This window comes from Modestobacter sp. VKM Ac-2986, from assembly GCF_026967795.1.
Classification (GTDB): Bacteria; Actinomycetota; Actinomycetes; order Mycobacteriales; family Geodermatophilaceae; genus Modestobacter.
On sequence record NZ_JAPVBH010000006.1, the window covers coordinates 75,695 to 102,146 of the forward strand.

General features: G+C 75.2%; 23 protein-coding genes. 10 read left to right on the plus strand and 13 right to left on the minus strand.

Features of this window, described 5'->3' with window-relative positions; all coding sequences use genetic code 11:
* Positions 1-285 precede the first annotated feature (285 nt).
* Both O2W14_RS15795 and O2W14_RS15800 read right to left on the minus strand, forming a co-directional pair.
* On the minus strand, positions 286-1,587 hold the full coding sequence (locus O2W14_RS15795) for a citrate synthase (RefSeq protein ID WP_269177064.1): 1,302 nt from the start codon (positions 1,585-1,587) through the stop codon (positions 286-288).
* A 127-nt stretch (positions 1,588-1,714) separates the two neighbouring features.
* A complete protein-coding gene (locus O2W14_RS15800) occupies positions 1,715-5,986 on the minus strand; it encodes an FkbM family methyltransferase (RefSeq protein ID WP_269177065.1) in 4,272 nt (1,423 codons plus the stop codon).
* A 104-nt stretch (positions 5,987-6,090) separates the two neighbouring features.
* On the opposite strand from O2W14_RS15800, the gene O2W14_RS15805 reads away from it, so the two are divergent.
* Entirely contained in the window at positions 6,091-6,780 is a 690-nt protein-coding gene (locus O2W14_RS15805) for an acetyltransferase (protein ID WP_269177066.1), read from the plus strand.
* Between the two features lie 59 nt (positions 6,781-6,839).
* Here O2W14_RS15805 and O2W14_RS15810 read toward each other — a convergent pair whose 3' ends face one another.
* Positions 6,840-8,129 carry a DegT/DnrJ/EryC1/StrS family aminotransferase gene (locus O2W14_RS15810; protein WP_269177067.1) on the minus strand — a complete coding sequence of 430 codons (1,290 nt, stop codon included), beginning with the start codon at positions 8,127-8,129 and terminating at the stop codon, positions 6,840-6,842.
* Positions 8,130-8,447: 318 nt separating this feature from the next.
* The gene (locus O2W14_RS15815) at positions 8,448-9,851 is read right to left on the minus strand and encodes a class II fumarate hydratase (protein ID WP_269177068.1); all 1,404 of its coding nucleotides are present in this window, start codon (positions 9,849-9,851) and stop codon (positions 8,448-8,450) included.
* A 155-nt stretch (positions 9,852-10,006) separates the two neighbouring features.
* On the opposite strand from O2W14_RS15815, the gene O2W14_RS15820 reads away from it, so the two are divergent.
* Together O2W14_RS15820 and O2W14_RS15825 are read left to right on the plus strand one after the other, a co-directional pair.
* Positions 10,007-10,600 carry a hypothetical protein gene (locus tag O2W14_RS15820; RefSeq protein WP_269177069.1) on the plus strand — a complete coding sequence of 198 codons (594 nt, stop codon included), beginning with the start codon at positions 10,007-10,009 and terminating at the stop codon, positions 10,598-10,600.
* 17 nt (positions 10,601-10,617) lie between these two features.
* Positions 10,618-11,130, plus strand: coding sequence for a hypothetical protein (locus O2W14_RS15825; protein ID WP_269177070.1), 513 nt, complete (start codon positions 10,618-10,620; stop codon positions 11,128-11,130).
* A 184-nt stretch (positions 11,131-11,314) separates the two neighbouring features.
* On the opposite strand, the gene glpX is transcribed toward O2W14_RS15825, so the two are convergent.
* Complete coding sequence (gene glpX, locus O2W14_RS15830; RefSeq protein WP_163611503.1) at positions 11,315-12,367, minus strand: class II fructose-bisphosphatase; 1,053 nt, start codon at positions 12,365-12,367, stop codon at positions 11,315-11,317.
* A 68-nt stretch (positions 12,368-12,435) separates the two neighbouring features.
* Between glpX and O2W14_RS15835 the strand changes: the two genes are divergently transcribed.
* Complete coding sequence (locus O2W14_RS15835) at positions 12,436-13,098, plus strand: DUF4245 domain-containing protein (RefSeq protein ID WP_269177071.1); 663 nt, start codon at positions 12,436-12,438, stop codon at positions 13,096-13,098.
* A 4-nt stretch (positions 13,099-13,102) separates the two neighbouring features.
* On the opposite strand, the gene O2W14_RS15840 is transcribed toward O2W14_RS15835, so the two are convergent.
* From O2W14_RS15840 to O2W14_RS15855, 4 genes are all read right to left on the minus strand, one after another.
* The gene (locus tag O2W14_RS15840) at positions 13,103-13,321 is read right to left on the minus strand and encodes an exodeoxyribonuclease VII small subunit (RefSeq protein ID WP_269177072.1); all 219 of its coding nucleotides are present in this window, start codon (positions 13,319-13,321) and stop codon (positions 13,103-13,105) included.
* Positions 13,318-14,553: an exodeoxyribonuclease VII large subunit gene (xseA, locus tag O2W14_RS15845; RefSeq protein ID WP_269177073.1), complete on the minus strand. Its 1,236-nt coding sequence runs from the start codon at positions 14,551-14,553 to the stop codon at positions 13,318-13,320. Before xseA ends, O2W14_RS15840 begins: the two co-directional genes overlap by 4 nt.
* A gap of 31 nt (positions 14,554-14,584) precedes the next feature.
* Positions 14,585-15,436: a M15 family metallopeptidase gene (locus O2W14_RS15850; protein WP_269177074.1), complete on the minus strand. Its 852-nt coding sequence runs from the start codon at positions 15,434-15,436 to the stop codon at positions 14,585-14,587.
* A 112-nt stretch (positions 15,437-15,548) separates the two neighbouring features.
* Complete coding sequence (locus tag O2W14_RS15855) at positions 15,549-16,769, minus strand: hypothetical protein (protein WP_269177075.1); 1,221 nt, start codon at positions 16,767-16,769, stop codon at positions 15,549-15,551.
* Positions 16,770-16,869: 100 nt separating this feature from the next.
* Between O2W14_RS15855 and O2W14_RS15860 the strand changes: the two genes are divergently transcribed.
* On the plus strand, positions 16,870-17,844 hold the full coding sequence (locus O2W14_RS15860) for a 4-hydroxy-3-methylbut-2-enyl diphosphate reductase (RefSeq protein WP_269177076.1): 975 nt from the start codon (positions 16,870-16,872) through the stop codon (positions 17,842-17,844).
* A 79-nt stretch (positions 17,845-17,923) separates the two neighbouring features.
* Here the strand turns inward: O2W14_RS15860 and O2W14_RS15865 are convergent, their stop codons facing one another.
* The gene (locus O2W14_RS15865) at positions 17,924-18,568 is read right to left on the minus strand and encodes a DUF6542 domain-containing protein (protein ID WP_269177077.1); all 645 of its coding nucleotides are present in this window, start codon (positions 18,566-18,568) and stop codon (positions 17,924-17,926) included.
* Positions 18,569-18,847: 279 nt separating this feature from the next.
* Positions 18,848-20,098, minus strand: a complete 1,251-nt coding sequence (locus O2W14_RS15870; RefSeq protein WP_269177078.1) for a DNA recombination protein RmuC — start codon at positions 20,096-20,098, stop codon at positions 18,848-18,850.
* A gap of 72 nt (positions 20,099-20,170) precedes the next feature.
* On the opposite strand from O2W14_RS15870, the gene O2W14_RS15875 reads away from it, so the two are divergent.
* Complete coding sequence (locus O2W14_RS15875) at positions 20,171-20,611, plus strand: VOC family protein (RefSeq protein WP_269177079.1); 441 nt, start codon at positions 20,171-20,173, stop codon at positions 20,609-20,611.
* A 7-nt stretch (positions 20,612-20,618) separates the two neighbouring features.
* Here O2W14_RS15875 and O2W14_RS15880 read toward each other — a convergent pair whose 3' ends face one another.
* The gene (locus O2W14_RS15880) at positions 20,619-21,140 is read right to left on the minus strand and encodes a methylated-DNA--[protein]-cysteine S-methyltransferase (RefSeq protein ID WP_269177080.1); all 522 of its coding nucleotides are present in this window, start codon (positions 21,138-21,140) and stop codon (positions 20,619-20,621) included.
* 11 nt (positions 21,141-21,151) lie between these two features.
* Positions 21,152-22,630: an AlkA N-terminal domain-containing protein gene (locus O2W14_RS15885; RefSeq protein ID WP_269177081.1), complete on the minus strand. Its 1,479-nt coding sequence runs from the start codon at positions 22,628-22,630 to the stop codon at positions 21,152-21,154.
* A gap of 143 nt (positions 22,631-22,773) precedes the next feature.
* On the opposite strand from O2W14_RS15885, the gene O2W14_RS15890 reads away from it, so the two are divergent.
* The 4 genes from O2W14_RS15890 to O2W14_RS15905 are packed head-to-tail and all read left to right on the plus strand — an operon-like array spanning position 22,774 to position 26,361.
* Entirely contained in the window at positions 22,774-23,676 is a 903-nt protein-coding gene (locus O2W14_RS15890) for an ABC transporter ATP-binding protein (protein WP_269177082.1), read from the plus strand.
* A complete protein-coding gene (locus O2W14_RS15895; RefSeq protein WP_269177083.1) occupies positions 23,673-24,500 on the plus strand; it encodes an ABC transporter permease in 828 nt (275 codons plus the stop codon). Before O2W14_RS15890 ends, O2W14_RS15895 begins: the two co-directional genes overlap by 4 nt.
* Positions 24,497-25,729, plus strand: a complete 1,233-nt coding sequence (locus tag O2W14_RS15900; protein ID WP_269177084.1) for a sensor histidine kinase — start codon at positions 24,497-24,499, stop codon at positions 25,727-25,729. Before O2W14_RS15895 ends, O2W14_RS15900 begins: the two co-directional genes overlap by 4 nt.
* On the plus strand, positions 25,726-26,361 hold the full coding sequence (locus O2W14_RS15905) for a response regulator transcription factor (RefSeq protein ID WP_269177085.1): 636 nt from the start codon (positions 25,726-25,728) through the stop codon (positions 26,359-26,361). The genes O2W14_RS15900 and O2W14_RS15905 overlap by 4 nt, the downstream gene beginning before the upstream one ends.
* The last annotated feature ends 91 nt before the right edge of the window (positions 26,362-26,452 follow it).

Consider the following 26,452-nt stretch of genomic DNA (forward strand, 5'->3'; position numbering starts at 1 on the left):
AGGCGGGGGTGCGGGTCGTGGCGGCCGGGCGGCGGGTGGTCGACGACGTCGTCCGGGGTCGCTGCGCGGTGACCTGCGCGCGTGGTGCGGTCACCGTCGTCCCCCGGGTCCGAGATCGGTCCGGGCGCCAGGTGGCGTCCGGTGTCCTGATCCCATCGACGGAGGCCGGGGGGCGGTGTAGGTCCCTCACCCCACCGGGGGACGACGCTCACCCCATGGGGGGAGACGCGACGAGGCCCCGCCGTCCGGGTGGACGGCGGGGCCTCGGGGAGTGCGGGGTCCTGCTCAGCGCTGGGAGAGGTCCACGAACTGGCGCTCCGTGGGGCCGGTATAGACCTGCCGCGGACGGCCGATCTTGGTGGCCGGGTCCTCGATCATCTCGCGCCACTGGGCGATCCACCCGGGCAGCCGGCCCAGGGCGAACAGCACGGTGAACATCTTGGTCGGGAAGCCCATGGCCCGGTAGATCAGGCCCGTGTAGAAGTCGACGTTCGGGTAGAGCTTGCGCTGGATGAAGTAGTCGTCGTTGAGCGCGATCTCCTCCAGCTGGCGGGCCAGGTCGAGCAGCTCGTTGTTGCCGCCCAGCTTGTTCAGCACGGTGTCGGCGGTGGCCTTCACCAGCGCGGCGCGCGGGTCGTAGTTCTTGTAGACCCGGTGGCCGAAGCCCATGAGCTTGACGCCGGGCTCCTTGGCCTTGACCCGGTCGACGAACCGGCCGATGTCGCCACCGTCGCGCTTGATCGCCTCGAGCATCTCCAGCACCGAGGAGTTGGCCCCGCCGTGCAGCGGGCCCGACAGCGCGTGGATCCCGGAGGAGATCGAGGCGAACATGTTGGCCTGCGCCGAGCCGACCAGCCGCACCGTGGAGGTGGAGCAGTTCTGCTCGTGGTCGGCGTGCAGCACGAAGAGCATGTCCAGGGCCTTGACCAGCTCCGGGTCGGCCTCGTACGGCTCTGCCGGGAACCCGAAGGTCATCCGCAGGAAGTTCTCCACCAGGCCCAGCGAGTTGTCCGGGTACAGCATCGGCTGGCCGACGGACTTCTTGTAGGCGTAGGCCGCGATGGTGGGCAGCTTGGCCAGCAGTCGCACGGTGGACAGCTCGACCTGTCGCTGGTCGAAGGGGTCCAGCGAGTCCTGGTAGAAGGTCGACAGCGCGCTGACGGCCGAGGAGAGCACCGGCATGGGGTGCGCGTCCCGGGGGAAGCCGTTGAAGAACCCCTTGAGGTCCTCGTGCAGCAGCGTGTGCCGCCGGATCCGGTCGTCGAAGGCCGCCAGCTGGTCCGCCGTCGGCAGCTCGCCGTAGATCAGCAGGTAGGACACCTCGACGAAGCTGGCCTTGCCGGCCAACTGGTCGATCGGGTACCCGCGGTAGCGCAGGATGCCCGCGTCACCGTCGATGTACGTGATCGCCGAGGTGCAGGAGGCGGTGTTCACGAAGCCGATGTCCAGGGCGACCTGACCGGTCGTGGCCAGCAGCTTGCTGGTGTCGATGCCCTCGGACCCCTCCGTGGAGGGGATGACCCGCATGGGCAGTTCGCCGCCGGGCCAGCGCAGGGCGACGTCTGGGGTGCTCGCTGTCTCGCTCATCACTCCGGACGCTACTGCTTCCGGCGCCGGTTCGGGCGGCAGGGGTCCAGGTGTTCCTCCGGCACGGGTGCCGATGGCGGGACCGGTCGCGTGCACCGGTCCCGCCATCGGCGGGCCACCGTCCCGGTCAGCCCTGGCCGACGGGCCGCGCGAACACGTTGACCTGGCCCGAGTGCCCGGCCGGCAGCGGGAACGGCAGGACACCCCCGTCGCTCTCGGAGAGCGCGGTGAACTCGAACTCGCCGGCGCGGCGGAGCAGGGCGACCGCGTCCTCCTGCGTCCACCCGTGGTCGGCGGCGGCCACCGGCGTGTACTCGAAGACGACCGTGGGCCGGACCGCGGCGATGAAGCCGAGCGCGCCGCGGAGGACGCCGAGCTCGTGGCCCTCGACGTCGATCTTCACCACCGAGACCCCGTCGAGCTCGCCGGCCGCGTGCAGCGTGTCCAGCCGGACGGCCGGGACGGTGACCGACTCCCACTCGTTGAGCAGGCCGAACTGGTGGCGCCGCGCGGAGGCGATGGCGCTGTTGCCCGGGGTCGTGTTGAAGGACAGCGAGCCGTCGGCGTCGCTCACCGCGGCGTCGAGGAGGGTCACGTTGTCCGCGTCGTTGAGGGCGATGGTGGCCGCGGCCAGGCGTGCGGTGTCCGGGGACGGCTCGAACGCCAGCACCTGCCCGCCCGGCGCCAGGTGCGCGGCGATGCTCACCGCGAGCACACCGATGTTGGTGCCCACGTCGACGAAGTCGCCCGGTCGCCGGGAGAGCTCGGCCCTGAGCGCGTCGATGAGGATGCTGTTGCACCCCGGGTCGACCGCGTGGAGCGCGGAGGGCCAGTCCCGGGCGTCGCCCAGGAAGCGGACGCCCCCGGCGTGGGTGCCGGTGAAGAAGGGCCGGTCGGCAGGGACGTCGGCCCGGCGCCGCTCGAAGTCCCGGATGAACTCCTCGCCCACCGTGGTCAGCAGCTCGGTGCGGCGCCCGGACCGCCGGAACTGCGCGTCCACCAGCGCCGTCCACATCGCGCTGGGGTCACCGATCTCCTCCTGCACGCCGGCGAGGACCTCGCGGCACTCGGCGAGACCGCGCCGGGTCAACGGGGGCACCTCGACGGCGCCCGCGGCCGGTCCGGCGGTGTGCCCGGCCGGGTCGAAGGTCCACGTGGCGATCGAGCGGCTCTCGTGCCACCGGCCGCCGTGAGGGACCACGGCCAGCCACGGTCCGGTGAACATCATCGCGGGGGCGTCGGAGGGCACGAGCTCGACGTCGATGTCCGGGCCGGCGGCCAGCGCCGTCTCCAGGAGGGGGATCGCGGCCTCGAGGTCCGCCGGCGGTACCGCCACCACCGCGAGCTCCGCGACCCCGGCGGCGAGCACCTCGCGGAGGGCCTGCACGGTCGCGTCGACCTCGGCCTGGTCGAGAGCCGGGACGGCGAGGGCGACGGGGTGCGCCCGGGTCCACACGTCCAGCTCCTGGGCGAGGTGCTCCCGCACGGCGGCGCCGTGCGCCCGCTCGGGCAGCCCCTGCGTCGGCGTCCCCGCGGTGGGCCGGGTCAGCTCCACCAGCGCGGCGGTGGAGAGGTAGGCGGCCTCGAGGGCGGCGCCGTGGTCGGGGGTGTCGATCAGCGAGTGCAGGCGGGCCGCGGCCTCCAGCAGTGCCCGGGCCTGGGCGCGCCGCTGCTGACCGGCGTCGAGCAGGAAGCCGTTGCGGGCGCCCCAGTCGATCAGCCGGGCCCAGTCCCGCTCGCCCCGGCCGACGTAGCGGGGGTTGTGGGAGTTCTGCCCGGCGTGCTGGCGGAAGCGGCTGAGGGTGTTCGGGGTGTAGAAGGCAGGCCCCTCGGCCAGCAGCTTGAGCCACAGCTGCACGTCGTTGAGCACGTCCACCGTGCGCCCGTCGACGAGCCACAGGTCCTCCGGTGCCACGTCCTCGCGGCGGAAGAGCACGGTGGTGGGCTCGCCGATCACGTTCGCGCAGTTCACCAGGACGTGGTCACCCAGCGGCCGGCCCTCGATCAGACCGGGGCGGTCCGCCACCTTGGCGAACTCGTGGCCGGGTACGGGACGGCCGTCCTCGTCGATGAGCACCCGCTGCGAGAAGGCCAGCGTCGCCTCGGGGTAGGACTCCATGCCGCGGACCAGTTCGCGGACGCAGTCGGTCGCGAGCACGTCGTCGTGCATGAGGAACTTGACGTACTCACCGCGCGCCTCGGCCAGCAGGCGCCGGGGGTTCTCCAGCGGGCCGACGTTCGGGTCGAACCGGAGCACCCGGACCCGCGGGTCCTCGGCGGCCACCGCGCGCAGGATCTCCGGCGTCCGGTCGGTCGACCCGTCGTCGCCCACCAGCACCTCGATGTTGCGGTGGCTCTGGCCGAGCGCCGAGCGCAGCGCCGCCCGGAGGAAGCGCTCACCGTTGTACGTCGGGACGAGGACGCTCACGAGCGGGTCAGCGCGGACGGCGGTGGTCTGGGCGCGCTCGGGCGTCCGGGCGGCCTCCAGGATGCGGCGCCTCGTCCACAGCTGCGCGTCCACCCCGTAGGCGCGTCGCGCGGTCCGGAGTCCCGCCTGCGCGACCCGCTGGAGGCCGCCGGGCTCGGCGACCATGTCCAGGACCCGCTGCGCGACCTCGACGGGGTCCGCCGGGGGCATGTGGATGTCGTGGCCGTCGGTGAAGAGGCGGTTCTGTCCCAGCGGGTCGGTGGCCACCAGCGCGACACCGCAGAGGGCGGCCTCGACGCAGGCGCCCGTGGGGAAGCCGTCGAAGGCGCCGGGGGCCAGTCGCCCCGCGGCCGTCGGGGAGAGGACGACGTCCATGCCCGCGTAGAAGGCGCGCAGCTCGGGCGTGCTCAGCGTGCTGGCGAAGGTCAGCGGCAGGTGCGCGTGCTCCGCGTCGACGTCAGCGGGGCCGAACCCACCCACGACGTGGCCACGCACGGGGAGGCCGGCGTCCGTGAGCAGGCGCAGGGTCTGGAGGAAGACGGGCCAGCCCTTGTCCGAACCGTCGGCGGTGTAGCGATGGGCCACGAAACAGACGTCCAGGACCGGCTTGCCGGTCCCGAAGTGGTCGGTGCGCAGGCCGGGACCGGGTCGCAGGTAGCCGGGGTCGACGGTGACACCGAGGACCTCCGTCACCGGGACGTCGCTCGAGGACCTGATGAGCTCGGTGACGACCGGCTGCGTGGTGATGACGTGCTCGAGCATCGGGGAGGCCAGGACCCTGCGGAGCATGCGCTCGGTGCGGGGCGTGCCGGGGTTCAGCCCGCCGCCCGGGTACAGCGTCAGCACGAAGGGCAACCCAGCGCGCTCCAGGTCGGCCACGAAGTGGGCGGCGTTGTTGAGGAACATCACCGACGCGCACTCGAAGTCCCCCAGCCGACGGGCGTCGTAGGACGACACCTGCCGGTGGGTCTCGGGGTGCAGGGTCGCGTACTCGGTGAGCAGCGACGGGAGGTCGGGCACCGTCGTCATCACCTCGGCGACGACGCCCTGCCGCAGCATCCAGTCGAACTCCGCGATCCGGAAGCCGGTCCCCTTCGTGGGGAAGTAGTCGTCGAGGACGACGACCCCGCGGCGCGCGCCAGGTGTCCTGCCGCCTGCCGTCGCGGCATCCGGTACCGCGGTGGGGACGGCAGCGGAGCCGGTTCGGTCGGCCACGGGGTCGAGGGCTGCGTCGCCTCGGAGCTGCCGGAGGACGGCCGGCCCGAGCAGGTGACCGTGCTCCGGCAGGAGCGCGCGGGCGTCCAGCGGCGCCCCGTCCTGGTCCGGTCCCGGACCGCCGCCGGGGTGGACCCGGTGCGACGTGGCGACGTCCGGCACCAGTCCGACGGGTCCGTACGCCGTGGTCGCGAGGTCGAGCAGACGTCGGCACGCCGACGTCTCGAAGACTCCCGGGTCGAGCCGGTGGAGCACCTCCGACCGGTACACGACGGAGCTCGACGTCACCGGCCAGCCGCCGTCCGCCAGGTCCGCGGCGGTGGCGCCGCCCTCGGGGAGCTGCGCGTCGAGGGCCGGCACGGTCCGTGACCCGCCGGTCGTGCTGTCGACGACGAGGGTCCGGGTGGCGGCCATGGACAGGCCGGGGTGCTCGTCCAGCAACCGCACCCGCTGCTGCAGCGCGTCCACCGACAGCCACTCGTCGCCGGCGTCGAGCAGTGCGACGTAGGCGCCGCAGCACGCGACGAGCCCGCGGTGGAGCGCGAGCTCGGGCTCCTCGTCCGCCCCTGAGGGCTGGACGTGGGCCGGGATGCCCACGCGTCGCGACCACGCCGCCACGACGGAGGCTGTGCGGTCGTCCGCGGAGCGGTCGACGACGACCACCTCGATCGTCGACTCGAGCACCTGGCTCTCGATCGACGCCAGAGCGGTCGCGAGGTGCTCTGCGGAGTCGCCAGCGACCAGCAACACGCTCACTCGGGGATCTGTCACGAGCTGCACTCGCCTTTCGGGTGGGGACGGAGGAGGAGGGGGCGCCGCTCGGGCCGGTGGCCGGGTCCCGGGGGACGGGGTCGGCCAGGATGGTCCTGTTCCCCCTCGTGGGGCGGGCGACCTCGGAGGAGCGCGTGGTGGTGCGACGACTCGTCGTGATGGGTGCTGGCGGACACGCGCGCGAGGTGCTCGACGTCCTGGAGTCCCTCCCCGAGGGCACGGCGTGGGAGCGGGTGACCGTCTTCGCCGAGCCGGGTGCGACCACCCCGGGTGCTGCTGCCCTGATCTGGCAGCGAGGCCACGAGCTGGTCGACGTCCTCCCGACGGACGCCACCCACCACCTGCCCGCGGTCGGCGACCCGGCTCTGCGCCGGCGCTTTGCGGAGCTCGCCGAGCGCCACGGACTGCTGCCGGCCGGCGCGGTGAGCCCGTCGAGCACTGTGCCGGAGGCGCTGCGCGGCGTCCCGGGCCTGGTGGTGTTCCCGCGCAGCCACGTCAGCACGAACGTGACCCTCGGTGCCCACTGCCACCTGAACACCGGGTGCCAGGTCAGCCACGACGGCCGGCTCGGCGACCGGGTGACGCTCGGCCCGGGGGTCCTGGTCGCCGGTGGGGTCACGATCGAGGACGACGCGTTCCTGGGCATCGGCGCGGTGGTGCTGCCCGGTCGCCGGATCGGCCGTGCCGCCGTGGTGGGCGCCGGTGCCGTGGTCGTCCACGACGTCGCCCCGGGGACCACGGTCGCCGGGAACCCCGCCCGCCCGCTGGGCTTGCGCTGACCGGGACCCTGCGGCACCGCCGCCGGTGACCGTCTGCACGCCGCGGTGCGGGTCGGGCCTCACAGCGCCGTGGGGGTGCGGACCACCTGGCCGGCCGCGGGGTGGGCCGCCGTGTGCACGGCCGGCACCGACGCGCGCGGCGCGGGGATGCCCGCCGCGTGCCCGGCGCTGGTGGCCGGGTCCGCGACAGGGCGGCTGACGGGGCCACGAGGTGGGGTCCGGCTGACGCTCAACACGAGGTCCCGGATCCGCTCCAGGGCCGGGGCGGTGAGGTCGTTGGCCATCGGCAGGCCGATGATCCGCTCGGCCAGCGACTCGGTGACCGCCAGGCCCCCGACCTGTCTGAACCGGCTGAGCGCGGGGAGCTGGTGCATCGGCGGGTCGAAGTAGGCGCGCACCTCGATGCGGGAGTCCGACGCCTTCTGCAGCAGCCGGTTGCGCATGGCGTGCGTGGGCAGGGCGATCGGCACGAACTGGAAGGTCGACCCGGCCGAGCCGGCCTGGAAGGCGATCCCGCTGGACTGCAGCTCGTCCCGCAACCAGGCGGCGGCAGCGCGGCGGTGCGCCAGCACGTCGTCGAACCGGTCGAGCACGGCCAGGCCCACGGCACCGGTGAGCTCGGGCATCTTCCCGTTGATGCCGAGGTGCCCGGTCACCGACCGGGTCTGGTCGAAGCCGAAGTTGATCAGCTCGGAGAGGGCGTCGAGGACCGCGGCCGAGCGGGCGGTGACCAGCCCGCCCTCGCCGATCGCGAACGGCTTGGTGGCGTGGAAGCTGAAGACCTCCGCATCGCCCTGGTCGCCGAGCTGGCGGCCGTCCTCGTCGACGGCGCCGAAGCCGGCCGCGGAGTCGACGACGACCGGGACGCCCAGGTCGCGCGCGACGGCGGCCAGCGAGGCCCGTCGCGCCCGGCTGGGGGCGGTGCCGAAGGTGGAGCACTGCAGGACCCCGGCCAGCGAGCCGCCCAGGTCCCGCAGGCGGGCGAGCGAGGCCTCCGAGGGGAGCCAGTCGTGGGGGTCGATGTCGATGAACACCGGCTCGAAGCCGGCCCAGACGACGGCGTTGACGCTGGCCACGAAGGTGAAGGAGGGCACGGCCACCAGGCGGGCGCCGTGCGGGGTGCCGAGGCAGGCGCGCAGCGCGACCATCAGCCCCGACGTCGCGTTGTTGACCGCCACCCCGGGGTGCTCCAGGCCCAGGTGGTCCGCGCAGGCGCGCTCCAGCCGGGCGACGCACGGGCCGCCGTTGGAGAACCAGCGCAGTCGCTCGGCCTCGGCGAACCAGGGCTCGACCTCGCCGAGGCTGGGCAGCATGGGGGCTTGGAACCGGATCAGCTCGTGTGCGACCACCGTGTGCACTCCTCACGTGACAGGACCCGCCCGAGCGTGGGCTCGCAGCGTCCGTCGGTGTGTCGACGGGTGTCCGGACCGGATGGGGTGCGCCCCGGCTGGGGTGCGCACCCGGCGGGGTGGTCCCGCCCCGGCTCCGGACAGGACGGATCCTCGCCCGGCCGGCTCCGGGCTGGTCCTGCGACTCGCCGTCACCGCCGGGCCGGGCAGGGCCCGGGCGGCAGGGGAGTGCACGTGGTCCCCAGGAGCCGCACGAGCCCCAGCCGACGCAGGGCGGCTGGGGCTCGTGGGACGGCCTGGACGGGTGCTCGCGAGGCGTTACGGGTGGGTCATCGACAGCACGTCGAGCGCGGCGTCCAGCTGTTCTTCGGTGAGCTTGCCGGCCTCGACGTAGCCCCGCTCCACCACGACCTCGCGGATCGTCTTCTGCTCCTTGAGCGACTGCTTGGCCACGATCGCAGCCTCCTCGTAGCCGATGTACTTGTTCAGCGGCGTGACGATCGAGGGGGAGGACTCGGCGTAGACGCGGCACTGCTCCACGTCGGCGACGATGCCGTCCACGCAGCGGTCGGCCAGGATCCGGCTGACGTTGGCCAGCAGCCGGATCGACTCCAGCAGGTTGCGGGCCATCAGCGGCAGCGTCACGTTGAGCTCGAAGACGCCCGTGGTGCCGGCGTAGGTGATCGCGGCGTCGTTGCCGATGACCTGGGCGCCCACCTGGATGACGGCCTCGGGGATCACCGGGTTGACCTTGCCCGGCATGATCGAGCTGCCCGGCTGCAGGTCGGGCAGGGCGATCTCGCCCAGACCGGTGCGCGGGCCCGAGCCCATCCAGCGCAGGTCGTTGACGATCTTGATCAGCCCGACGGCGATCGTCTTGAGCTGGCCGGAGCCCTCGACCAGGGCGTCGCGGGAGCTCTGCGCCTCGAAGTGGTTGCGCGCCTCGGTCAGCGGGAGGCCCTGGTCGGCGGCCAGCCGCTCGATGATGGCGGCGGCGAAGCCGGGCGGGGTGTTGATGCCGGTGCCCACGGCCGTGCCGCCCAGCGGCAGCTCGCCGATCCGGGGGAGCGAGGCGTGCAGCCGCTCGATGCCGTAGCGGACGGCCGCCGCGTAGCCGCCGAACTCCTGGCCCAGCGTGACCGGGGTGGCGTCCATCAGGTGCGTGCGGCCGCTCTTGACGACGGTCGCGAACTCCTCGGCCTTGCGCTCCAGCGACGCCGCCAGGTGCTCCAGCGCCGGCACCAGGTCGCGGACGATCGCGCCCGTGGCGGCCACGTGGATCGCCGAGGGGAACACGTCGTTGGACGACTGCGAGGCGTTGACGTGGTCGTTGGGGTGCACCGGCGACCCCAGGGCCTCGGTGGCCAGGGTGGCGATGACCTCGTTGGTGTTCATGTTGCTCGAGGTGCCCGAGCCGGTCTGGAAGACGTCGATGGGGAAGTGGTCGTCCCAGTCGCCGCGGGCCACCGCGGCGGCGGCGGTGGAGACCGCCTCGGCGACGTCGCCGGGCAGGACGCCCAGCGAGGCGTTGACGCCGGCGGCCGCGCCCTTGATCGCGGCCAGCGCGGCGATCAGCTCGCGTTCGATGGGCGTGCCGGAGATGGGGAAGTTCTCCACGGCCCGCTGGGTCTGGGCCCGCCACTTCGCCCAGGCGGGCACGCGGACCTCGCCCATGGAGTCGTGCTCGATGCGGTAGTCCCCGCCGGCGGTCTCGGTGGCCACGCTGCGCTCCCGGTGTGGTGTCGATGGTGATGGTGCTGCGGGAGCGACCCTAGATCCCTCGAGGGGATGACGCGGCCCGGCCCCGTCGGCCCGGGGAGGCCGCGGGGCGCCCCGGCGGACCTACGCTCCGCGCGACCCCGATCCCAGGAGTGACCGTGTCCGGTTCCACGCAGCCCCCGCCCGACGGCGGCGGGTCCCCGTACGTCCAGCCGCCGGCCGGCGCCTGGACGCAGTCGCCCGCGTGGACGCCGTCCTCCGCCTGGACGCCGTCCGGTGGGTGGGCGCCCGCGGCGGCGGCCGCCGAGCCGGTGCCCGGACGCGGGCGGGCTGTGGTGCTCGTGCTCGCGGGGGCGGCCGCCGGTGCGCTGGTGGCCGCTCTGGTCGGCGTCGTCCTCCTGCTGGCGGGCGCCCGCGAGATGGTCGTGGAGGCCGGTGCCGTGGCCGGTGAGGGCATCGCCTCGGGCATGTACGACGACATCGGCGTGTACGAGTACGAGTACGACGAGGAGGGGGCGGTCGACCCCTACGCGATGCCCGAGCCCGAGCAGTTCCCCGCGGTCGAGCCGGGCGCGCTGGGGCCGGACCCGGTGCTCGACGCCTATGCGCAGGGCTGCTTCGGCGGCGACCTGCAGGACTGCGACGACCTGTTCGTCGAGTCGCCGCCGCTGTCGCAGTACGAACAGTACGGCGGGACGTGCGGCGGCCGGGTCAAGCTCGGCTCGGTCTACGCCTGCACCGAGCTCGACTGACCGGCGGAGGACCCACCATGTCGCAGCCACCGGCCGCACCCCAGCACGCCGGGGAGCCGGGCAACCCGGGGGAGCAGCCCCCGTACGGCCAGCCCCCGTACGGCCCGCCGGCCTGGGGGCCGCCGCAGTACGCACCGCAGTACGGGCCACCCCAGTCGTGGCCGCCGTACCCCGCCCCACCGCCGAACCGCACCGGCCTGCTCTGGGGCCTGGTCGCCGCCCTGGCCACGGTCGTCCTCGTGCTGACCGTCCTCCTCGTCGTACGCCCGGCCTCGGGCCCGGGGCCGCTCTCCCTCCCGCCCGTGCCCGTGCCGGCCCCGGCGGCCACCCTCCCGCCCACCGGGCTGGGCGCGGACGCGGACCTGGACCGGCTGGCGCAGCAGTGCTCCGACGGGCAGATGAACCCCTGCGACGACCTGTACCAGGAGTCCTTCCCCGGCTCGGACTACGAGGCGTACGGCGACACCTGCGCCGGCCGCCGGACGGCGGGGGAGGACACCTCCTGCGCCGACGTCTTCTACGACTCCTGAGCTGCCCCGCCGGGCCTGGTGGTCGGGCAGGACCGGCCCATGACGGACGACGCGGGCGGCGCCGACGGGACCGACGCGCGGGAGTCGCCCGGCCGCTGGCGGGCACTGCTGGACCGGCTGGCCGCCCGCCGCCCCGACTCGCCGCCGCTGCCCTGAGCAGCGGGGGGCCGGGACGGCGGAGGGCTCAGCTCCCCGAGCCGAAGGGGACGGCGGCGTACTGCTCGAGCTTCTCCAGCGAGTGCAGGCTCTCGATCGAGCGGATCGTGCCCGACCGCGAGCGCATCACCAGCGACTGCGTCGTGCACCCGTCGGCGCGGTACCGCACGCCGCGCAGGAGCTCGCCGTCGGTGATCCCGGTGGCGACGAAGTAGACGTCGCCGGTGACCAGGTCGTCGATGTGCAGCACCCGGTCGAGGTCGTGGCCGGCGTCCAGCGCCTTCTGCCGCTCGGCGTCGTCCCGCGGCCGGAGCCGGCCCTGCAGGGCGCCGCCCAGGCACTTGAGCGCGCAGGCGGCGATGATCCCCTCCGGGGTGCCGCCGACGCCCATCAGCAGGTCGATGCCGGTGCCCTCCCGGGCCGCGGCGATCGCACCGGCGACGTCCCCGTCGGAGATGAAGGTGATCCGGGCGCCGGCGTCGCGCACCTCCTGGACCAGCTGCTCGTGCCGCGGCCGGTCGAGGATGCAGACGGTGACGTCACGGGGGGCGACCCCCTTGGCCTTGGCGACCCGCCGGACGTTCTCCGCGACCGGCACGGTGATGTCGACGACGTCGGCGGCGGCCGGACCGGTGGCGATCTTGTCCATGTAGAAGACGGCCGACGGGTCGTACATCGAGCCGCGGTAGGCCACGGCCAGCACCGAGATCGCGTTGGGCATGCCCTTGGCCATCAGCGTGGTGCCGTCGACGGGGTCGACGGCGACGTCGAAGGAGCCGCCCTGCCCGTCGCCGACCTCCTCGCCGTTGTAGAGCATCGGCGCCTCGTCCTTCTCGCCCTCGCCGATGACCACCACGCCGTGCATGCGGACGGTGCCGATCATCGCGCGCATCGCGTCGACGGCGGCGCCGTCCCCGCCGTTCTTGTCGCCGCGGCCGACCCATCGGCCGGCGGCCATCGCCCCGGCCTCGGTGACCCGGACCAGCTCCATGGCGAGGTTGCGGTCCGGTGGCGGCCGGTCGGCCGGCCCCCGGTAGTCGGACGGTGCGGGCAGCGGGCCATCGGGGAGCGGCAGGGACACGAGACCTCCGGGAGGCTGCCCGGCGACGCTGTCGGCGCCGGGGGGAGCGGTGCTGCGATCCTAGGGGCATGACCGATCCCGGCCGGCCCGCCCAGCACCCCGGCGAGCAGGTCCCCACCCGCCCCTCCGGCGCGACGGCCGCCGCTGAGCCGGCGACGCCCGAGCAGGCGGTCCAGGCCACGTCGGCCTCGATCAAGCGGATGCAGCGCTTCACTGCGGCCAACATGGTGCGCTCGCTGCTGCCCCTGATCTTGATCTGCCTGGTCCTGGTGGTCTTCCCGACGCTGCGGCAGAACGCCAGCGACCCGGTCCGCGAGGTCGACCCGACCAGTTCCGAGCGCGCGGCCGCCGAGCTGGCCGGCTACCCGCTGCAGGTGCCGCGCGGGCTGCCCGACGCGTGGCGGCCCACGAGCGTGCGCACCAACGCCGGGTCGGCCTCGACCGGTGACCCGGTGACCCTGCAGATCGGCTGGTTCACGCCCGAGGAGGAGTACGCCTCCTACGTGGTCAGCGACGACCCGCGGGACCCCGCCCTGGACGACGTCCTCGCCGGGGCCACCGACGCCGGCACCGCGGAGATCGACGGGGAGACCTGGCAGCGGCGCACCACCGAGCGCGGCGAGACCGCCCTGACCCGGGACGACGAGGGCGCGACGCTGCTGGTCACCGGCTCGGCCGGGGACGCGGAGCTGACCACCCTCGCCGGCTCGCTGGAGCCCTACGCGCCCTGAGGCCTCAGTCCTCGGCGGGGGTGGCCGCGGCCAGGCGCTCGCGGGCGCGGTCCAGCCAGTGCTGGCACACCTCGGCCAGCTGCTCACCGCGCTCCCACAGCGCCAGCGACTCCTCGAGGGTCAGCCCGCCGGTCTCCAGCCGGCGCACCACGTCGGCGAGCTCCTCGCGGGCCTGCTCGTAGGTCTGGGTCGGCTCGGCGGACGCGGGCTCGGGGGTGCTCACGGTGTCCCATCCTCCCCGGTGGCCGCCCGGTCGACGCGCACCGGCAGCCGCCCGCCGGCGACGCGCACCTGCAGCCGCTCGTCGTCGCCCACCCCGGCGGGGTCGCGGACCAGGGCGCCGTCCGCCCGCTGCACCACCGCGTAGCCGCGCTCGAGGGTGGCGGCCGGCGACAGCGCGGTCACCTGCGCCCGGGCGTGCACCAGGTCGCGGTCGGCGACCTCGATGCGGTGGGTCAGCGTCCGGGTCGCCCGGGTGCGCAGGCCGGCGACGTCGTCGGCCCGGCCGGCCAGCAGGCGCTGCGGCTCGGCGAGCACCGGGCGGCTGCGCACCTGCTCCAGCCAGCGCTCCTGCTGGTCCAGCCGGCTGCCCAGCAGGTGCCGGGCGCGGGCGCGCAGCCCCTCGACCAGCCGCCGCTGCTCGCCGATCTCGGGGACCACCCGGTGCGCGGCGTCGGTCGGGGTGGCCGCCCGGACGTCGGCGACGTGGTCGACCAGGGTCGTGTCGGTCTCGTGCCCGACGGCGGTGACCACCGGGGTGCGGGTCGCGGCGATCGCGCGCACCAGGCCCTCGTCGGAGAAGGGCAGCAGGTCCTCGACCGAGCCGCCGCCGCGGGCGATCACGATCACCTCCACGGCCGGGTCGGCGTCCAGCTTGCGCAGGCCGGCGATCACCGACTCGGCGGCGGTCGGGCCCTGGGTGGCGCAGTTGTGCACGGTGAACCGGACGGCGGGCCAGCGGCGGCGGGCGGTGACCAGCACGTCGCGCTCGGCGGCGCTCTCCCGGCCGGTGATCACCCCGATCACGGCGGGGGCGAAGGGCAGCGGGCGCTTGCGGGCGGCGTCGAAGAGCCCCTCGGCGGCCAGCAGCCGGCGGATCCGCTCGATCCGGGCGAGCAGCTCGCCGAGCCCGACGGCGCGGATCTCGGTGGCGCGCAGGGAGAACGAGCCGCGGGCCACGTAGTAGTCGGGGCGGGCCCGCACCACCACCCGGGCGCCCTCGGTCAGCTCCAGCCCGGGCCGGTCGGCGACGTCCCGCGGGCAGGTGACCGGGATGGACAGGTCGGCGGCCGGGTCGCGCAGGGTGAGGAAGACGGTGGCGGCGTTGCCGCGCCGGGACAGCTGGGCGACCTGCCCCTCGACCCAGACCTCACCGAGCCGGCCGATCCACTCGGCCACCTTGCGGGACACCGTGCGCACCGGCCACGGCTGCTCCGGGGAGGAGGGACTCGTCACGCCCCGAGCCTGCCACTGCCGGGGTCGGCCGTCAGCCGGGGTAGTCGGGGGCGGCGGGGAGACCGAAGAACTCCTCCAGGGTCGCGGTGCCGGTGCGCTGCAGCTCGGTGGCCAGCTCGACCCCCACGTACCGCACGTGCCACGGCTCGTACCGGAAGCCGGTGACCTCGGTCTTCCCCTCCGGGTAGCGGACGACCCAGCCGTACTCGGCGGCGTGGGCGGCCACCCAGCGGCCCTCGTCTATGGCGCCGAAGCACCGGTCGATGTCGCAGCCGCCGCCCCCGACGTCGGCCGCGAGACCCGTCTGGTGCTCGCTGTGGCCGGGGCGGGCGACCTGGATCTCGGCCTGCGCCTCCCCGAAGCGCGCGACCTGGGCCCGGAAGACGCCCACCTGGTAGTCGTAGGAGCGGTAGGCGCTCTGCACCGTGATCGTCAGCCCCTCCGCGGCGGCACCGGCGAGCATCGCCTGCATGGCCCCCGCGGCCTCGGCGCGCAGCTCGTACCCGCCGCCGACGGGCACCAGGTCGGCGGGGGCGTGGTCGACCGGGGAGACCGGGCGGGCCTTGTTGACCACGACCCAGGGGCTGGCCGGGTCGTCGAGGGAGAACCGGGACCGGTCGAAGGCCGGCTCCACCGGTGCGCTGCTGGACGGCGTGGGCGTCGGCGTCGCGGACGGGGTGGGCGTCGGTGCCGCCGACGGGGAGGTCGGGGCCGTCACGGGCTGGGCGGCGGGTGCCGGGGTGGCCGGGGGTGAGCGCACCTGCTCGACCACCAGGACGGTGCCGGCCACGAGCGCCACGACCAGCAGGCCGAGCAGCAGCCACAGCCGGGGGCGTCGTCGCCGGGGAGCGGGCGCGGCGGAGGAGTCCCTGCCGTCGGTCACTGGTGCCTCCTGCTCGGTGGCCGGCGTCGTCTGACCGGACGGTGCCCGATCCTGGCAGCAGGCCGGACGGGCCGACCGCAGGTGGGTGCGGTCGGTCCGTCGTCCGGGGAGGTCAGCCCCGGTCGGCGCTGAGCTTCTCCAGGCGGTTCTGCAGCAGCGTCACGTACGGCGCGCGGGCCTGGGTGGCCCGCTCGTAGTCGAGCAGGTCGGCCACCGTCTCGGCCGGGTAGGCCCGCAGGTGCCCGCGCAGCGCCGGGATGCTGAAGGTGTCATAGCCCTCGACCGGGCTGGCCGGCGCCGGCTCGTCCGGTGCCGCCTCGTCGGCCGGCTGCTCGACGGCCTCGTCCGCGCCGTCGGCGGTGGTGAGGACGTCGCCGGTGGACGCCGTGTCGGACGCGGCGTCGGCCGGTGCGGAGTCCACCGCCGGGACGGCGGGGACGTCACCGGCGGCCGGGTCCAGCGCAGGCACACCGGCCACGGTCTCGTCGGTCACGGTCTCGTCGGCCACGGTGCCGTCCGCGTCCGCCGCGGCGGGGGTCGCGGCGGAGCCGTCGAACAGCGTGGGCGCGTCCTCCGGCGGGGTGTCGCCGACGGCGGCGTCGGCGACCAACTCGTCGGCGACCGCCGCACCGATCGACTGCTCGTCCTCGGCCAGGTCGGTGACGGCGTCGGCGGTCAGGTCCTCGAGGACCTCGTCCGGCACGGTGTCGGGCACCTCGGCGGCGACCTCGTCGGCCACCTCCGCGGCCAGCTCGTCGACGGCGGCGGTGATCGCGTCGGCCTCGGGGTCGGCGGGGAGCGCGGCGACCTCGGCGGGGGAGAGCTCGGCGTCGTCCTCGGCGATGGCCTCGATGAGCGCCTCGGCGGAGACCTCCGCGGGCGGGTCGTCGAAGGAGACCTCCTCGGGGTCGGCGTCGGCCAGCTCGTCGGCGAGCTCCTCGGCCACCAGCTGCTCGTCGACGAGGTCGGCGTCGGCCAGTTCCTCGGCGTCGAGCTCGGCGGCCTCCTCCGGGTCCTCCTCGACCAGGTCGAAGGGCGAGGTGCGCAGCCCGCCCGACCCGGCGGTCGGCGCCGGGAGGTCGTCGTCCTCGTCGTCGTCGTCGAAGGTGGCCATGCCACCGCCGACCCCGCCGACGAGGCCGTCGAGCAGTTCGTCGCCCCGGGCGACCAGGCCGGAGTACTGCTGCTGCAGTCTCAGCGAGGACTGCAGGGCCAGCCCGATGAGCCGCACCGGCAGCCCGGGGAGGGTCTCGGGCAGCTTGCGGGCCTCGTCCAGGACGGTGGCGGCCAGTCCGGCGGCAGCGCGGACCGCCTCGGGGATCTCTCGAGCCATGCCCCCAGCGTGCCCCACCTGGGCTTCTGCGGCAGCACGACGAGACGCCCACCACTCGTACGGGCCGTCGCGGGGCCGCGGACGCAACTAGCATGGGGGCATGGCTGAACCGCGCGGACGCGTCCTGCTGGCCGACCCCCGGGGCTACTGCGCCGGCGTCGACCGGGCGGTGATCGCGGTCGAGAAGGCGCTGGAGATCCACGGGGCGCCGGTCTACGTCCGCAAGCAGATCGTCCACAACAAGCACGTGGTGGCCACGCTCGAGCGCCGCGGCGCGGTGTTCGTCGACGAGACCGACCAGGTCCCCGAGGGCGCGGTCGTCGTCTTCAGCGCGCACGGGGTCTCCCCGGCGGTCAAGGAGCAGGCGCGCGAGCGCTCGCTGACCACGATCGACGCGACCTGCCCGCTGGTCACCAAGGTGCACATGGAGGCCAAGCGGTTCGCCAAGGACGACTACGACATCCTGCTGATCGGCCACCGCGGGCACGAGGAGGTCGAGGGCACGATGGGCGAGGCCCCGGCCCACACCCAGCTCGTGGACGACGCCGAGGACATCGCCAACGTGCAGGTGCGTGACCCGGAGAAGGTCGTGTGGCTGTCCCAGACCACGCTGTCGGTCGACGAGACGCTGTCGAAGGTCGACTCGCTCAAGGCCCGGTTCCCCGGTCTGCAGAGCCCGCCGAGCGACGACATCTGCTACGCCACGCAGAACCGCCAGCAGGCCGTGAAGCAGATGGCCGGCGAGTGCGACCTGGTGCTGGTGGTCGGCTCGACGAACTCCTCGAACTCGGTGCGGCTGGTCGAGGTGGCGCTGGAGGCCGGTGCCCGCTCCTCGTACCTGGTCGACTTCGCCTCTGAGATCGACGAGGCCTGGCTCGAGGGCGTGCAGACCGTGGGCCTGAGCAGCGGCGCCTCGGTGCCGGAGATCCTGGTCAGCGAGGTGCTGGACTGGCTGGCTGCCCGCGGCTTCCCGGACGTCGAGACGGTGAAGGCGGCCGAGGAGCGGCTCGTGTTCGCCCTCCCGCACGAGCTGAAGACCCGCCGCGCCACGCTGGCGGTCGACGAGAAGGCCTGAGCCCCCGCCCCCGCACGGGGGCCGGGACGCAGGAAGGGCCGGCACCCCACGGGGTGCCGGCCCTTCCTGCGTGCGGGGGTCAGCGGCGGGCGACGAGCCGGAACAGGCCGAGGACGACGGCGGCGCCGGTGGCCACGCCCATCGCGGGGAAGCCGCGGACGAGCAGGGTCGCCAGCGACGGCAGGCTCAGCGTGGCCGCGGGGGCCAGCGCGACGTTCACGACCGCCACCGCGACGTAGACCAGCGGCGGGGCGACCACGACGGTCAGCAGGTCACGGCGGCGGGTGACCAGCGCGGCGACCGCGGTGCTCGCGGTCAGCGCGACGACGGTGACCAGGCCGAGACCGGAGCTGAGGAACGAGTCGATCCCGGCGGCGACCAGGGTGACCAGGAAGACGCCGAGGACGGCCAGGGCGCCGTGCACCCGGGGACCCGGGGCGGGCTCGACGCGTCGGACGGTGGCCGAGGCGCCGGTGCGCCGTCCGTCGCGGGCCGCCGGCGGGGGAGCCGACGAGCGGCGCTGCTCACCGGGGTGGCCGCCGCGGCGGGGGTCGACGGGCACGGAGGGGCGGCCCTGCGGTGCGCGGGGACCGCGGTCACGCGGCGGCGGGCCACCGGCGTTGCGCGGGGAGTCGCCCCCGCTGCGCTGGGCGCTGCCCCCGGCACGGGGCGACGGGTAGCCGCGCCCCGAGACCTGACCGGCCTCGCTGCGTTCTGCACGCACGGCGTCCTCCCGCCTGGCACTGACAGTGACCGGAGCGATGGTGCACCTCCTCCTCGACGGCGGAGCACCACAGCGCACCACCGGGTCGGGCCACGGTATCGGCCCTCCCTGAGTAGACGCTGCACCTCGGCCGCGCGGCGGGTCAGATCTCGCCCATGTCGGCCGGTGCCGGTGTGGGGATGTGCAGAACCGTGTCCCACCTGCCCCACGGACCCCGTGCGGTCGGATCGGCCGACGTCGGCGGAGGTCCAGGTCACACCGAGGTGCGGCCGACGGGGGTCAGTCGGGGAGGCCGCTCCAGCTCGGGACGTGCCGCGCGGGCGCCGGGACGGCGGGCAGCTCGGTGACCGGGACCGCCCGGCCGGCGAGCGGGGCGGAGACCGGCGGCAGCGGGCCGGAGGTGGCGTGCACCGGCAGCCCCGGCGCCGACAGGCCCGGCAGGGGGAGCTCCCCGGTCGGCCGGGCACCGGCGTCGGACCCGGTGTCGGGGTCGGTGCCGCCGTCGGCCGCCGAGCGGAGCACGCGCACGGACCCCTCGACCGGGGTGGGGGTGGGCACCGGGCTGCCCGCGACGCCGAGGTCGTCGAAGCGCCGGGTCGCCACCAGCACCGACCGCTCGTAGGAGCCGAGGGTCTCGTTGTAGCGGGTGAGCGTGGCGCCCAGCGCGGAACCCAGCCGGGTCAGGTGGCCGGAGAGGGTGGTCAGCCGGGCGTGCACCGTGCGGCCGACCTCGAGCACCGCGGCCGCGTCCTGCGCCAGCCGCTCCTGCCGCCACGAGTAGGCGACGGTGCGCAGCAGCGCCAGCAGCGTGCTGGGGGTGGCGATGATGACGTCGCGGGCGAAGCCGTGCTCCAGCAGCCCGGGCTCGGCCTCCAGCGCGGTGGTGAGGAACCCGTCGGAGGGGACGAAGAGCACGGTGAAGGGCGCTGAGGAACCGAACGCGCTGGGGTACTGCCGGGCGGCGAGCTCGTCGACGTGGGCGCGCAGCTGCCGGGCGTGGTCGGCGACCCGCTGGGCGCGCACGCCCTGATCGGTGGCCTGCACCGCCTCGATGTAGCCGGTGAAGGGCACCTTGGCGTCGACGATCACCTGGCGGCCGTCGGCGAGGGTGACCACCAGGTCCGGCCGCACCCGGGTGCCGTCGGGGGTGGTGCCGCCGGGCTGCTCGACGAAGTCGCAGTGCTCCAGCAGCCCGGCGACCTCCACCACCCGGCGCAGCTGCAGCTCACCCCAGCGGCCGCGCACGTGCGGGGTGCGGAGTGCCGTGACCAGCGCGGCGGTCTCCTGGCGCAGCAGCGCGGAGGTCTGGCCGATGGTGCCGACCTGCTCGCGCAGCTCGCCGTGCGCGGTGGCCCGGTCGCGCTCGATGCCGGCGAGCACCCGGTGCAGGTGGTCCAGCGACTCGTGCACCGGCTCCAGGGCGTCGGGCGCCGCGGGCTGCCGGCCGCGCAGCGCGACCACGCCGAGGGTGATCGCCACGCCCAGCAGTGCGCCGACGAGGAGCCCGAGCAGCAGCGAGGCGGCGTCCATGGCGACCAGGGTGCAACAGCCCGCCGACAGTTCCGGTGAGCGCGCGCCGTCCGCGTGGCCGACAGTGCGTGCATGACCGAGCCGCTTGCCCAGCCCCGGGCCATCCACCACGTCCGCCTCACCGTGACCGACATCGGCCGGTCCAAGGGGTTCTACCGCTCCCTGCTCGGGCTCGACCCGGCCATCGACACCAGTGACCAGGCGGGTGAGCCGGGGGTGTCGGAGGACCCGGCCCGCTACTACGGCGGCTGCGTCTTCGACCTCGGCGACCAGCTGCTGGGCCTGCGCCCGGTCGCCGACGCCGGTGACCGCTTCTCCTCGACCCGGGTGGGGCTGGACCACCTCAGCCTGGCCGTGGGCTCCCGGGACGAGCTGGTCGCCGCCGCCGCGCGGCTGGACGAGGCCGGGGTCGAGCACGGCGAGGTCACCGACCTGACCGACGCCGGGCTGGCGATCCTGTCCCTGCAGGACCCCGACGACATCAACCTCGAGCTCACCGCACCGCTGGCCTGACGGCGGATCAGCTGCCGGCGTGCGCGGCCTCGTGGTCGAGCAGCCAGCGCTTGACCGGCGTCCCCCAGCGGAAGCCGCCGAGCCCGCCGCTGGAGGACAGCACCCGGTGGCAGGGCACGAACAGCGCGGCGGCGTTGCGCGCGCACGCCCCGGCGGCGGCGCGCACCGCCGCCGGGCGGCCGCAGCGGGCGGCGAACCCGGCGTAGGTGTCGGGCTCGCCCGGCGGCACGGTGCGCAGCACCTCCCACGCGTCGGTGAGGAACGGCCCGGACCGCTGCTGCACCGGCACCGCGTCGATGGCCGTGAGGTCACCGTCGGCGAAGGCGGTGACCACGTCGAGCACGGGCAACGTGTCCGCCCGCTCCAGGCCGTCGGGCCGCAGCGACCGGTGCACGACGGGCAGCAGGTCGCCGACGTCGTCGGTCCAGCCGCTGGCCAGCACGACGTCCTCGCCGTCGGGCCCGGTGGTGACGACGACGGTGAACGGGCCGGGCGGGGTGGCCACGGTGGCGTAGCGGGCTGTGCTCATCGAGGTGCGGCTCACGACGGGCTCCGATCGACGGGACGGGTGAAGAGGGACGGCACGGCGAGCGCCCACAGGTGCATCACCGCGTAGGAGCGCCACGGCTGCCAGCGGGCGGCGGCGTCGGCGTCGGAGCTGCCCAGCGTGGCGAGGCTGCGGCGCAGCGCCAGGTCGCCGGGCAGCCAGACGTCGGGGTCGGCCAGCCCGCGCATGGCGACCAGCGCCGCCGTCCACGGGCCGATCCCGCGCAGGGCCAGCAGCGACCGGCGGGCCTCGTCCCGGTCGGCGCCGGGGCCCAGCGACACGGTGCCGTCGGCCAGCGCGGTGGCGAGGGTGCCGACGGCCGCCCGCCGGGCACCGGTCAGCCCGACGTCGGACAGGTCCGCCCCGGCCAGCACCGCCGCGCGGGGGAACGCGTGGGTGAGCGTGCCGACCGGCTCCGGCAGCGGCTGCCCGGCCAGCGGGAGCAGCCGGGCGGTGAGGGTGCGGGCCCCCGCGACGGACACCTGCTGGCCCAGGACCGCGCGCACGGCGACCTCGTCGGCGTCCACCCCGGTGGGCACCCGGCGGCCGGGTGCGCCGGCGACCAGGTCGGCGAGGGCGGGGTCGGCGCCGAGCACGGCGTCGACCGCGGCCGGGTCGGCGTCGAGGTCCAGCAGCCGCCGGCAGCGGGTCACGGCCACGCCGAGGTCGCGCAGCTCGGTCAGCTGCAGCCGGGCGGTGACCGAGGCGCCGGCGCCGGGGGAGAGCCGGACGACGGCCGGCCCGTGCGGCAGGTCGAGCACCCGGGAGAACGTCGTCCCGTCCCACTCCTCCAGGCCGGGGACCGCGTGCGCGCCCAGGAACAGCAGCACCTCGTCGGCGGCGAAGGGGGCGCGGGCGGCCAGTCGCAGGGTCAGCCAGCCGGGGGCGCCGCCGTCGGTGCGCGGGGTCGCCGGGCGGAGCGCCGACGGTGTCGTCCCGAAGACCGACCGCACCGTGTCGTTGAACTGCCGGATGCTGGCGAAGCCGGCGGCGAAGGCCACGTCGGCCATCGACAGTTGGGTGGTCTCGATCAGCAGCCGGGCGGTCTGCGCCCGCTGCGCCCGGGCGAGGGCCAGCGGCCCGACGCCGAGCTCGGTGGTGAGCAGCCGGTTGAGCTGGCGCTCGGAGTACCCAAGCCGGGCGGCGAGCCCGCCGACGCCGGTGCGCTCGACCTCGCCGTCGGCGACCAGCCGCATCGCCCGGGCGACGACGTCGGCGCGCACGTCCCACTCCGGCGACCCCGGGACGGCGTCGGGGCGGCACCGGCGGCAGGCGCGGAAGCCGGCCGCCTGGGCCGCGGCCGCGGTGCGGTGGAAGGTGACGTTGTGCTCCAGCGGGGTGCGTGCCGGGCAGGAGGGTCGGCAGTAGATGCCGGTGCTGCGCACCGCGGTGACGAACCAGCCGTCGAAGCGCGGGTCGCGCCCGGCGACGGCGCGGTAGCAGCGCTCCGCGTCCAGCTCCACCGTCGTCATGACCCGAGCATGGCACCGCGGCGCCACCTCGACCGGCGGCTTTCGGACACGGCGGTGACGCCCACCGGTGTCCATCGACCGGTGGACGGCGGACCCCCGGATCGGGGGTCCCGCCGGGCGCCGCGCGCCGACAGGCTCGGCGCATGACGACGACAGCGGTGGCCCCGCCGCCCGTGCGGACCGGCAACGCGCCGGCCGTGACGGTCCGGGGACTGGTCAAGACCTACGGCGGGACGACGGTGCTGGACGGGCTGGACCTGGACGTGCACCGCGGGGAGTGCTTCGCGCTGCTCGGCCCGAACGGGGCGGGCAAGACCACCACCATCGAGGTGCTCGAGGGCGTGCGGCGCCGCGACGCCGGGACGGTGTCGGTGCTGGGGGAGGACCCGGCGACCGCCGGCCGCACCTGGCGGGCCCGGCTGGGGGTCGTCAGCCAGGGGGAGGGCGCCGGACAGGCGCTCAGCGTCCGGGAGACCCTCGACCACTTCGCCCGCTACACCTCGACCCCGCGGCCGGTCGACGAGCTGCTCGCCGCGGTCGGCCTGACCGGGCAGGCCGACGCCCGGGTGGCCGGCCTCTCCGGCGGCCAGCGGCGCCGGCTCGCCGTGGCCCTCGGCGTCCAGAACCGGCCGGAGCTGGTGTTCCTCGACGAGCCGACCACCGGCATGGACCCGGTCGCCCGCCGGCAGTTCTGGCAGCTGGTGCGCGACCTGCGTGCCGACGGGACGACGGTGCTGCTCACCACCCACTACCTGGACGAGGCCGCCGAGCTCGCCGACCGGGTGGGCGTCGTCGCCGGGGGTCGGCTGGTGGAGGTCGCCCCGCCGGCCGAGCTGGGCGCCGGGCTGCGCCGCGAGGCCACCGTCCGCTGGCGGGAGCCCGGCGGCTGGCGCGAGGTGCGCACCGAACAGCCGGCCGGCGTCCTGCGCGACCTGCTCGCCGCACACCCGTGCGGCGAGGTGCCCGACCTGACCGTCACCCGCCCCGGACTCGAGGACGTCTACCTCGCCCTGGTCGGCGCCACCCCCGGAGGAGACCCCCGATGACCAGCACCCTGACGCCCGCCCGCCCGGCGCCGCCCTCGACCGCGCGGATCGCGCTGGCCCGGGTCGGCCTGGAGCTGCGGCTGTTCGCCCGCGAGCGCCAGCAGGTGGTGTTCTCCTTCGCCTACCCGCTGGTGATGATGGTGGTCTTCGCGTCGGTGCTGGGCGGTGACGAGCGCCCCGGCGGCATCCCGTTCGCCCAGTACTTCCTGGCCGGGATCGCGGCCACCGGGATCATGCTGACCAGCTTCCAGGCCGTCGGGACGGCGATCGCCGCCGAGCGCGAGGCCGGTCTGCTGGGCCGGTTGCAGCTGCTGGGCACCCCGCCCGCGGCCTACTTCGCGGGCAAGGCCGGCCAGGTGCTGGTCACCACCGCGGTGCAGCTGGCCCTGTTGCTGCCGCTGGCCCGCTACGCCTACGACGTCCCGATGCCGGCCGACCTCGGGCACTGGCTGACGTTCGGCTGGGTCGCCGCGCTGGGCGCGCTGGCCGGGACGGTGCTGGGGATCGCGGTGTCGGCGCTGCCGGGCAGCGCGTCCTCGGTCACCACGACGATCTCGGGGTTCGCGATCGTGCTGCAGTTCTTCTCCGGGGTCTTCTTCGGGTTCACCGAGCTGCCCGGCTGGATGCAGCAGGTGGCCGCGCTGTTCCCGCTGAAGTGGCTGACCCAGGGGATGCGCTCGGCGTTCCTGCCCGAGCAGGCCGGCGCGTTCGAGGTCGCCGGCGGGTGGGAGCACGGCCGGACCGCCCTGGTGCTGGTCGCATGGGTGATCATCGGCGTCATGGTGTGCACGAGGACCTTTCGCTGGCGTCGGGCCGCCGGGTGAGGTCCCGGTCCCGGGCCGCCGCCGTCCCCCCGTGGGGGTCCGGCAGCGCCCCGCTGTCCGAGCACGGCTGGCGGACCGCCGTCCGGGTCTGGCACGTCGCGTTCGCCGCGATGGTCGGGACGGCGCTGGTGCGGGCGGTCGCGGTCGTGGATGCCGAGGGCGGGCCGCGGCCGCTGCTGGTCGGTGCGCTGCTCGCACTGGTGGTGGGCTGGGTCGTGCTGGGCACCCCGGCGCTGACCAGGCGCGACCCCGCGCGGGCGACGGCGTACCTCGCGCTGCTGGTGCTGGTGATCGGCGTCGTCGCGTGGATCGAGTCGTCGCTGCTCTTCCTGATGTTCCTGGCCTACCCGCAGGTGTGGTTCGTCGTCCCGACCGTGCCGGGGGGCGTGGTCTGGACGGTGGTGCTGGCCGCCGCCAGCACCACCGGGCCGTTCGTCGCCTGGGCGCGCGGCGACGAACCGCTGTGGGGGCCGGGGCAGACCCTGGTCGGGATGGTGTTCAGCCTGGCGATGGGGCTGTGGGTGCACGGCCTGCTGGCGAAGAGCCAGGAGCGGGCCGACCTGATCGAGCAGCTCGAGGCGACCCGCGCCGAGCTGGCCGAGGCCCACCACCAGCAGGGGGCGCTGGCCGAGCGGGAGCGGATGGCCCGGGAGGTGCACGACACCCTCGCCCAGGGCTTCACCAGCATCGTCGTGCTGGCCCAGACGGCGACGGCCCAGCTGCCGGGCGACCCGGGGGCGGCGGCGGAGCGGGTGGCGCTGATCGAGGAGGTCGCCCGGGAGAACCTCGCCGAGGCCCGGGCGATGGTGGCCGCCTCCGCCCCGGTGGCGCTGGACTCCGCGACGCTGGTCGAGGCCCTGCAGCGGCTGACCGAGCGTTTCGGCCGGGAGACGGGGCTGGCCACCCGGCTGGACACCGCGGCGCTCGGCTCGCTGGACCAGGGGCTGAGCCGCAGCCAGGAGATCGTGCTGCTGCGCGGCGCCCAGGAGGCGCTGACCAACGTCCGCCGGCACGCCTCGGCCAGCGCGGTGGTGCTGCGGATCGGCCGCGTCGGGGACGTCGTCGCGGTGCACGTGGAAGACGACGGCGTGGGCTTCGACCCGGCCGGGTCGGCGGGCATCGGGCTGGCCGGGCTGCGCGACCGGGCCGAGGAGGCCGGCGGCGCCGTCGACGTGGCGTCGGAGCCCGGCCGGGGCACGCGGGTGACCGTCCGGGTGCCGGTCCGGTGACCCGCGTGCTGGTGGTCGACGACCACCCGGTGGTGCGCGGTGGTCTGGTCGGCTGGCTCGCCGCGCAGCCGGACCTGGACGTCGTCGCGGAGGCCGGCGACGGGTTGGAGGCGCTGGCCGCAGTGGCCGAGCACGCGCCGGACGTCGTCCTGATGGACCTGCGGATGCCCCGGATGGACGGCGTGACGGCGACCGGCCGGATCACCGCCGCGCACCCCGGCGTCCGCGTGCTGGTGCTGACCACCTACGACACCGACGCCGACATCGTGCGGGCGGTGGAGGCCGGTGCGGCCGGCTACCTGCTCAAGGACACCCCGCTGCCGCAGTTGGCCGACGCCGTGCGGGCCGCGGCCCGCGGCGAGACGGTGCTGGCCCCGCCGGTGGCGGCGAAGCTGATGTCCCGGATGCGTGCGCCGTCGGTGGAGGCGCCGACCGCGCGGGAGCTGCAGGTGCTCGGCGGGGTGGCGCGCGGGCTGACCAACGCCGAGATCGGCCGCGAGCTGTTCATCGGCGAGGCGACGGTGAAGACCCACCTGGTGCGGGTGTTCGCCAAGCTCGGCGTCGACGACCGCACCCGGGCCGTCATGGTCGCCGTCGAGCGCGGCCTGCTGTCGGGCCCGGGGTCGGCCTGACCCGTTCGTCAAGGGCTCACGGACATCTGTGGACAGGGCTCTGAGCTGCGCTTTCGTCTTGTCCGGTGCGTTGATTGCCGTTGGACTTCGA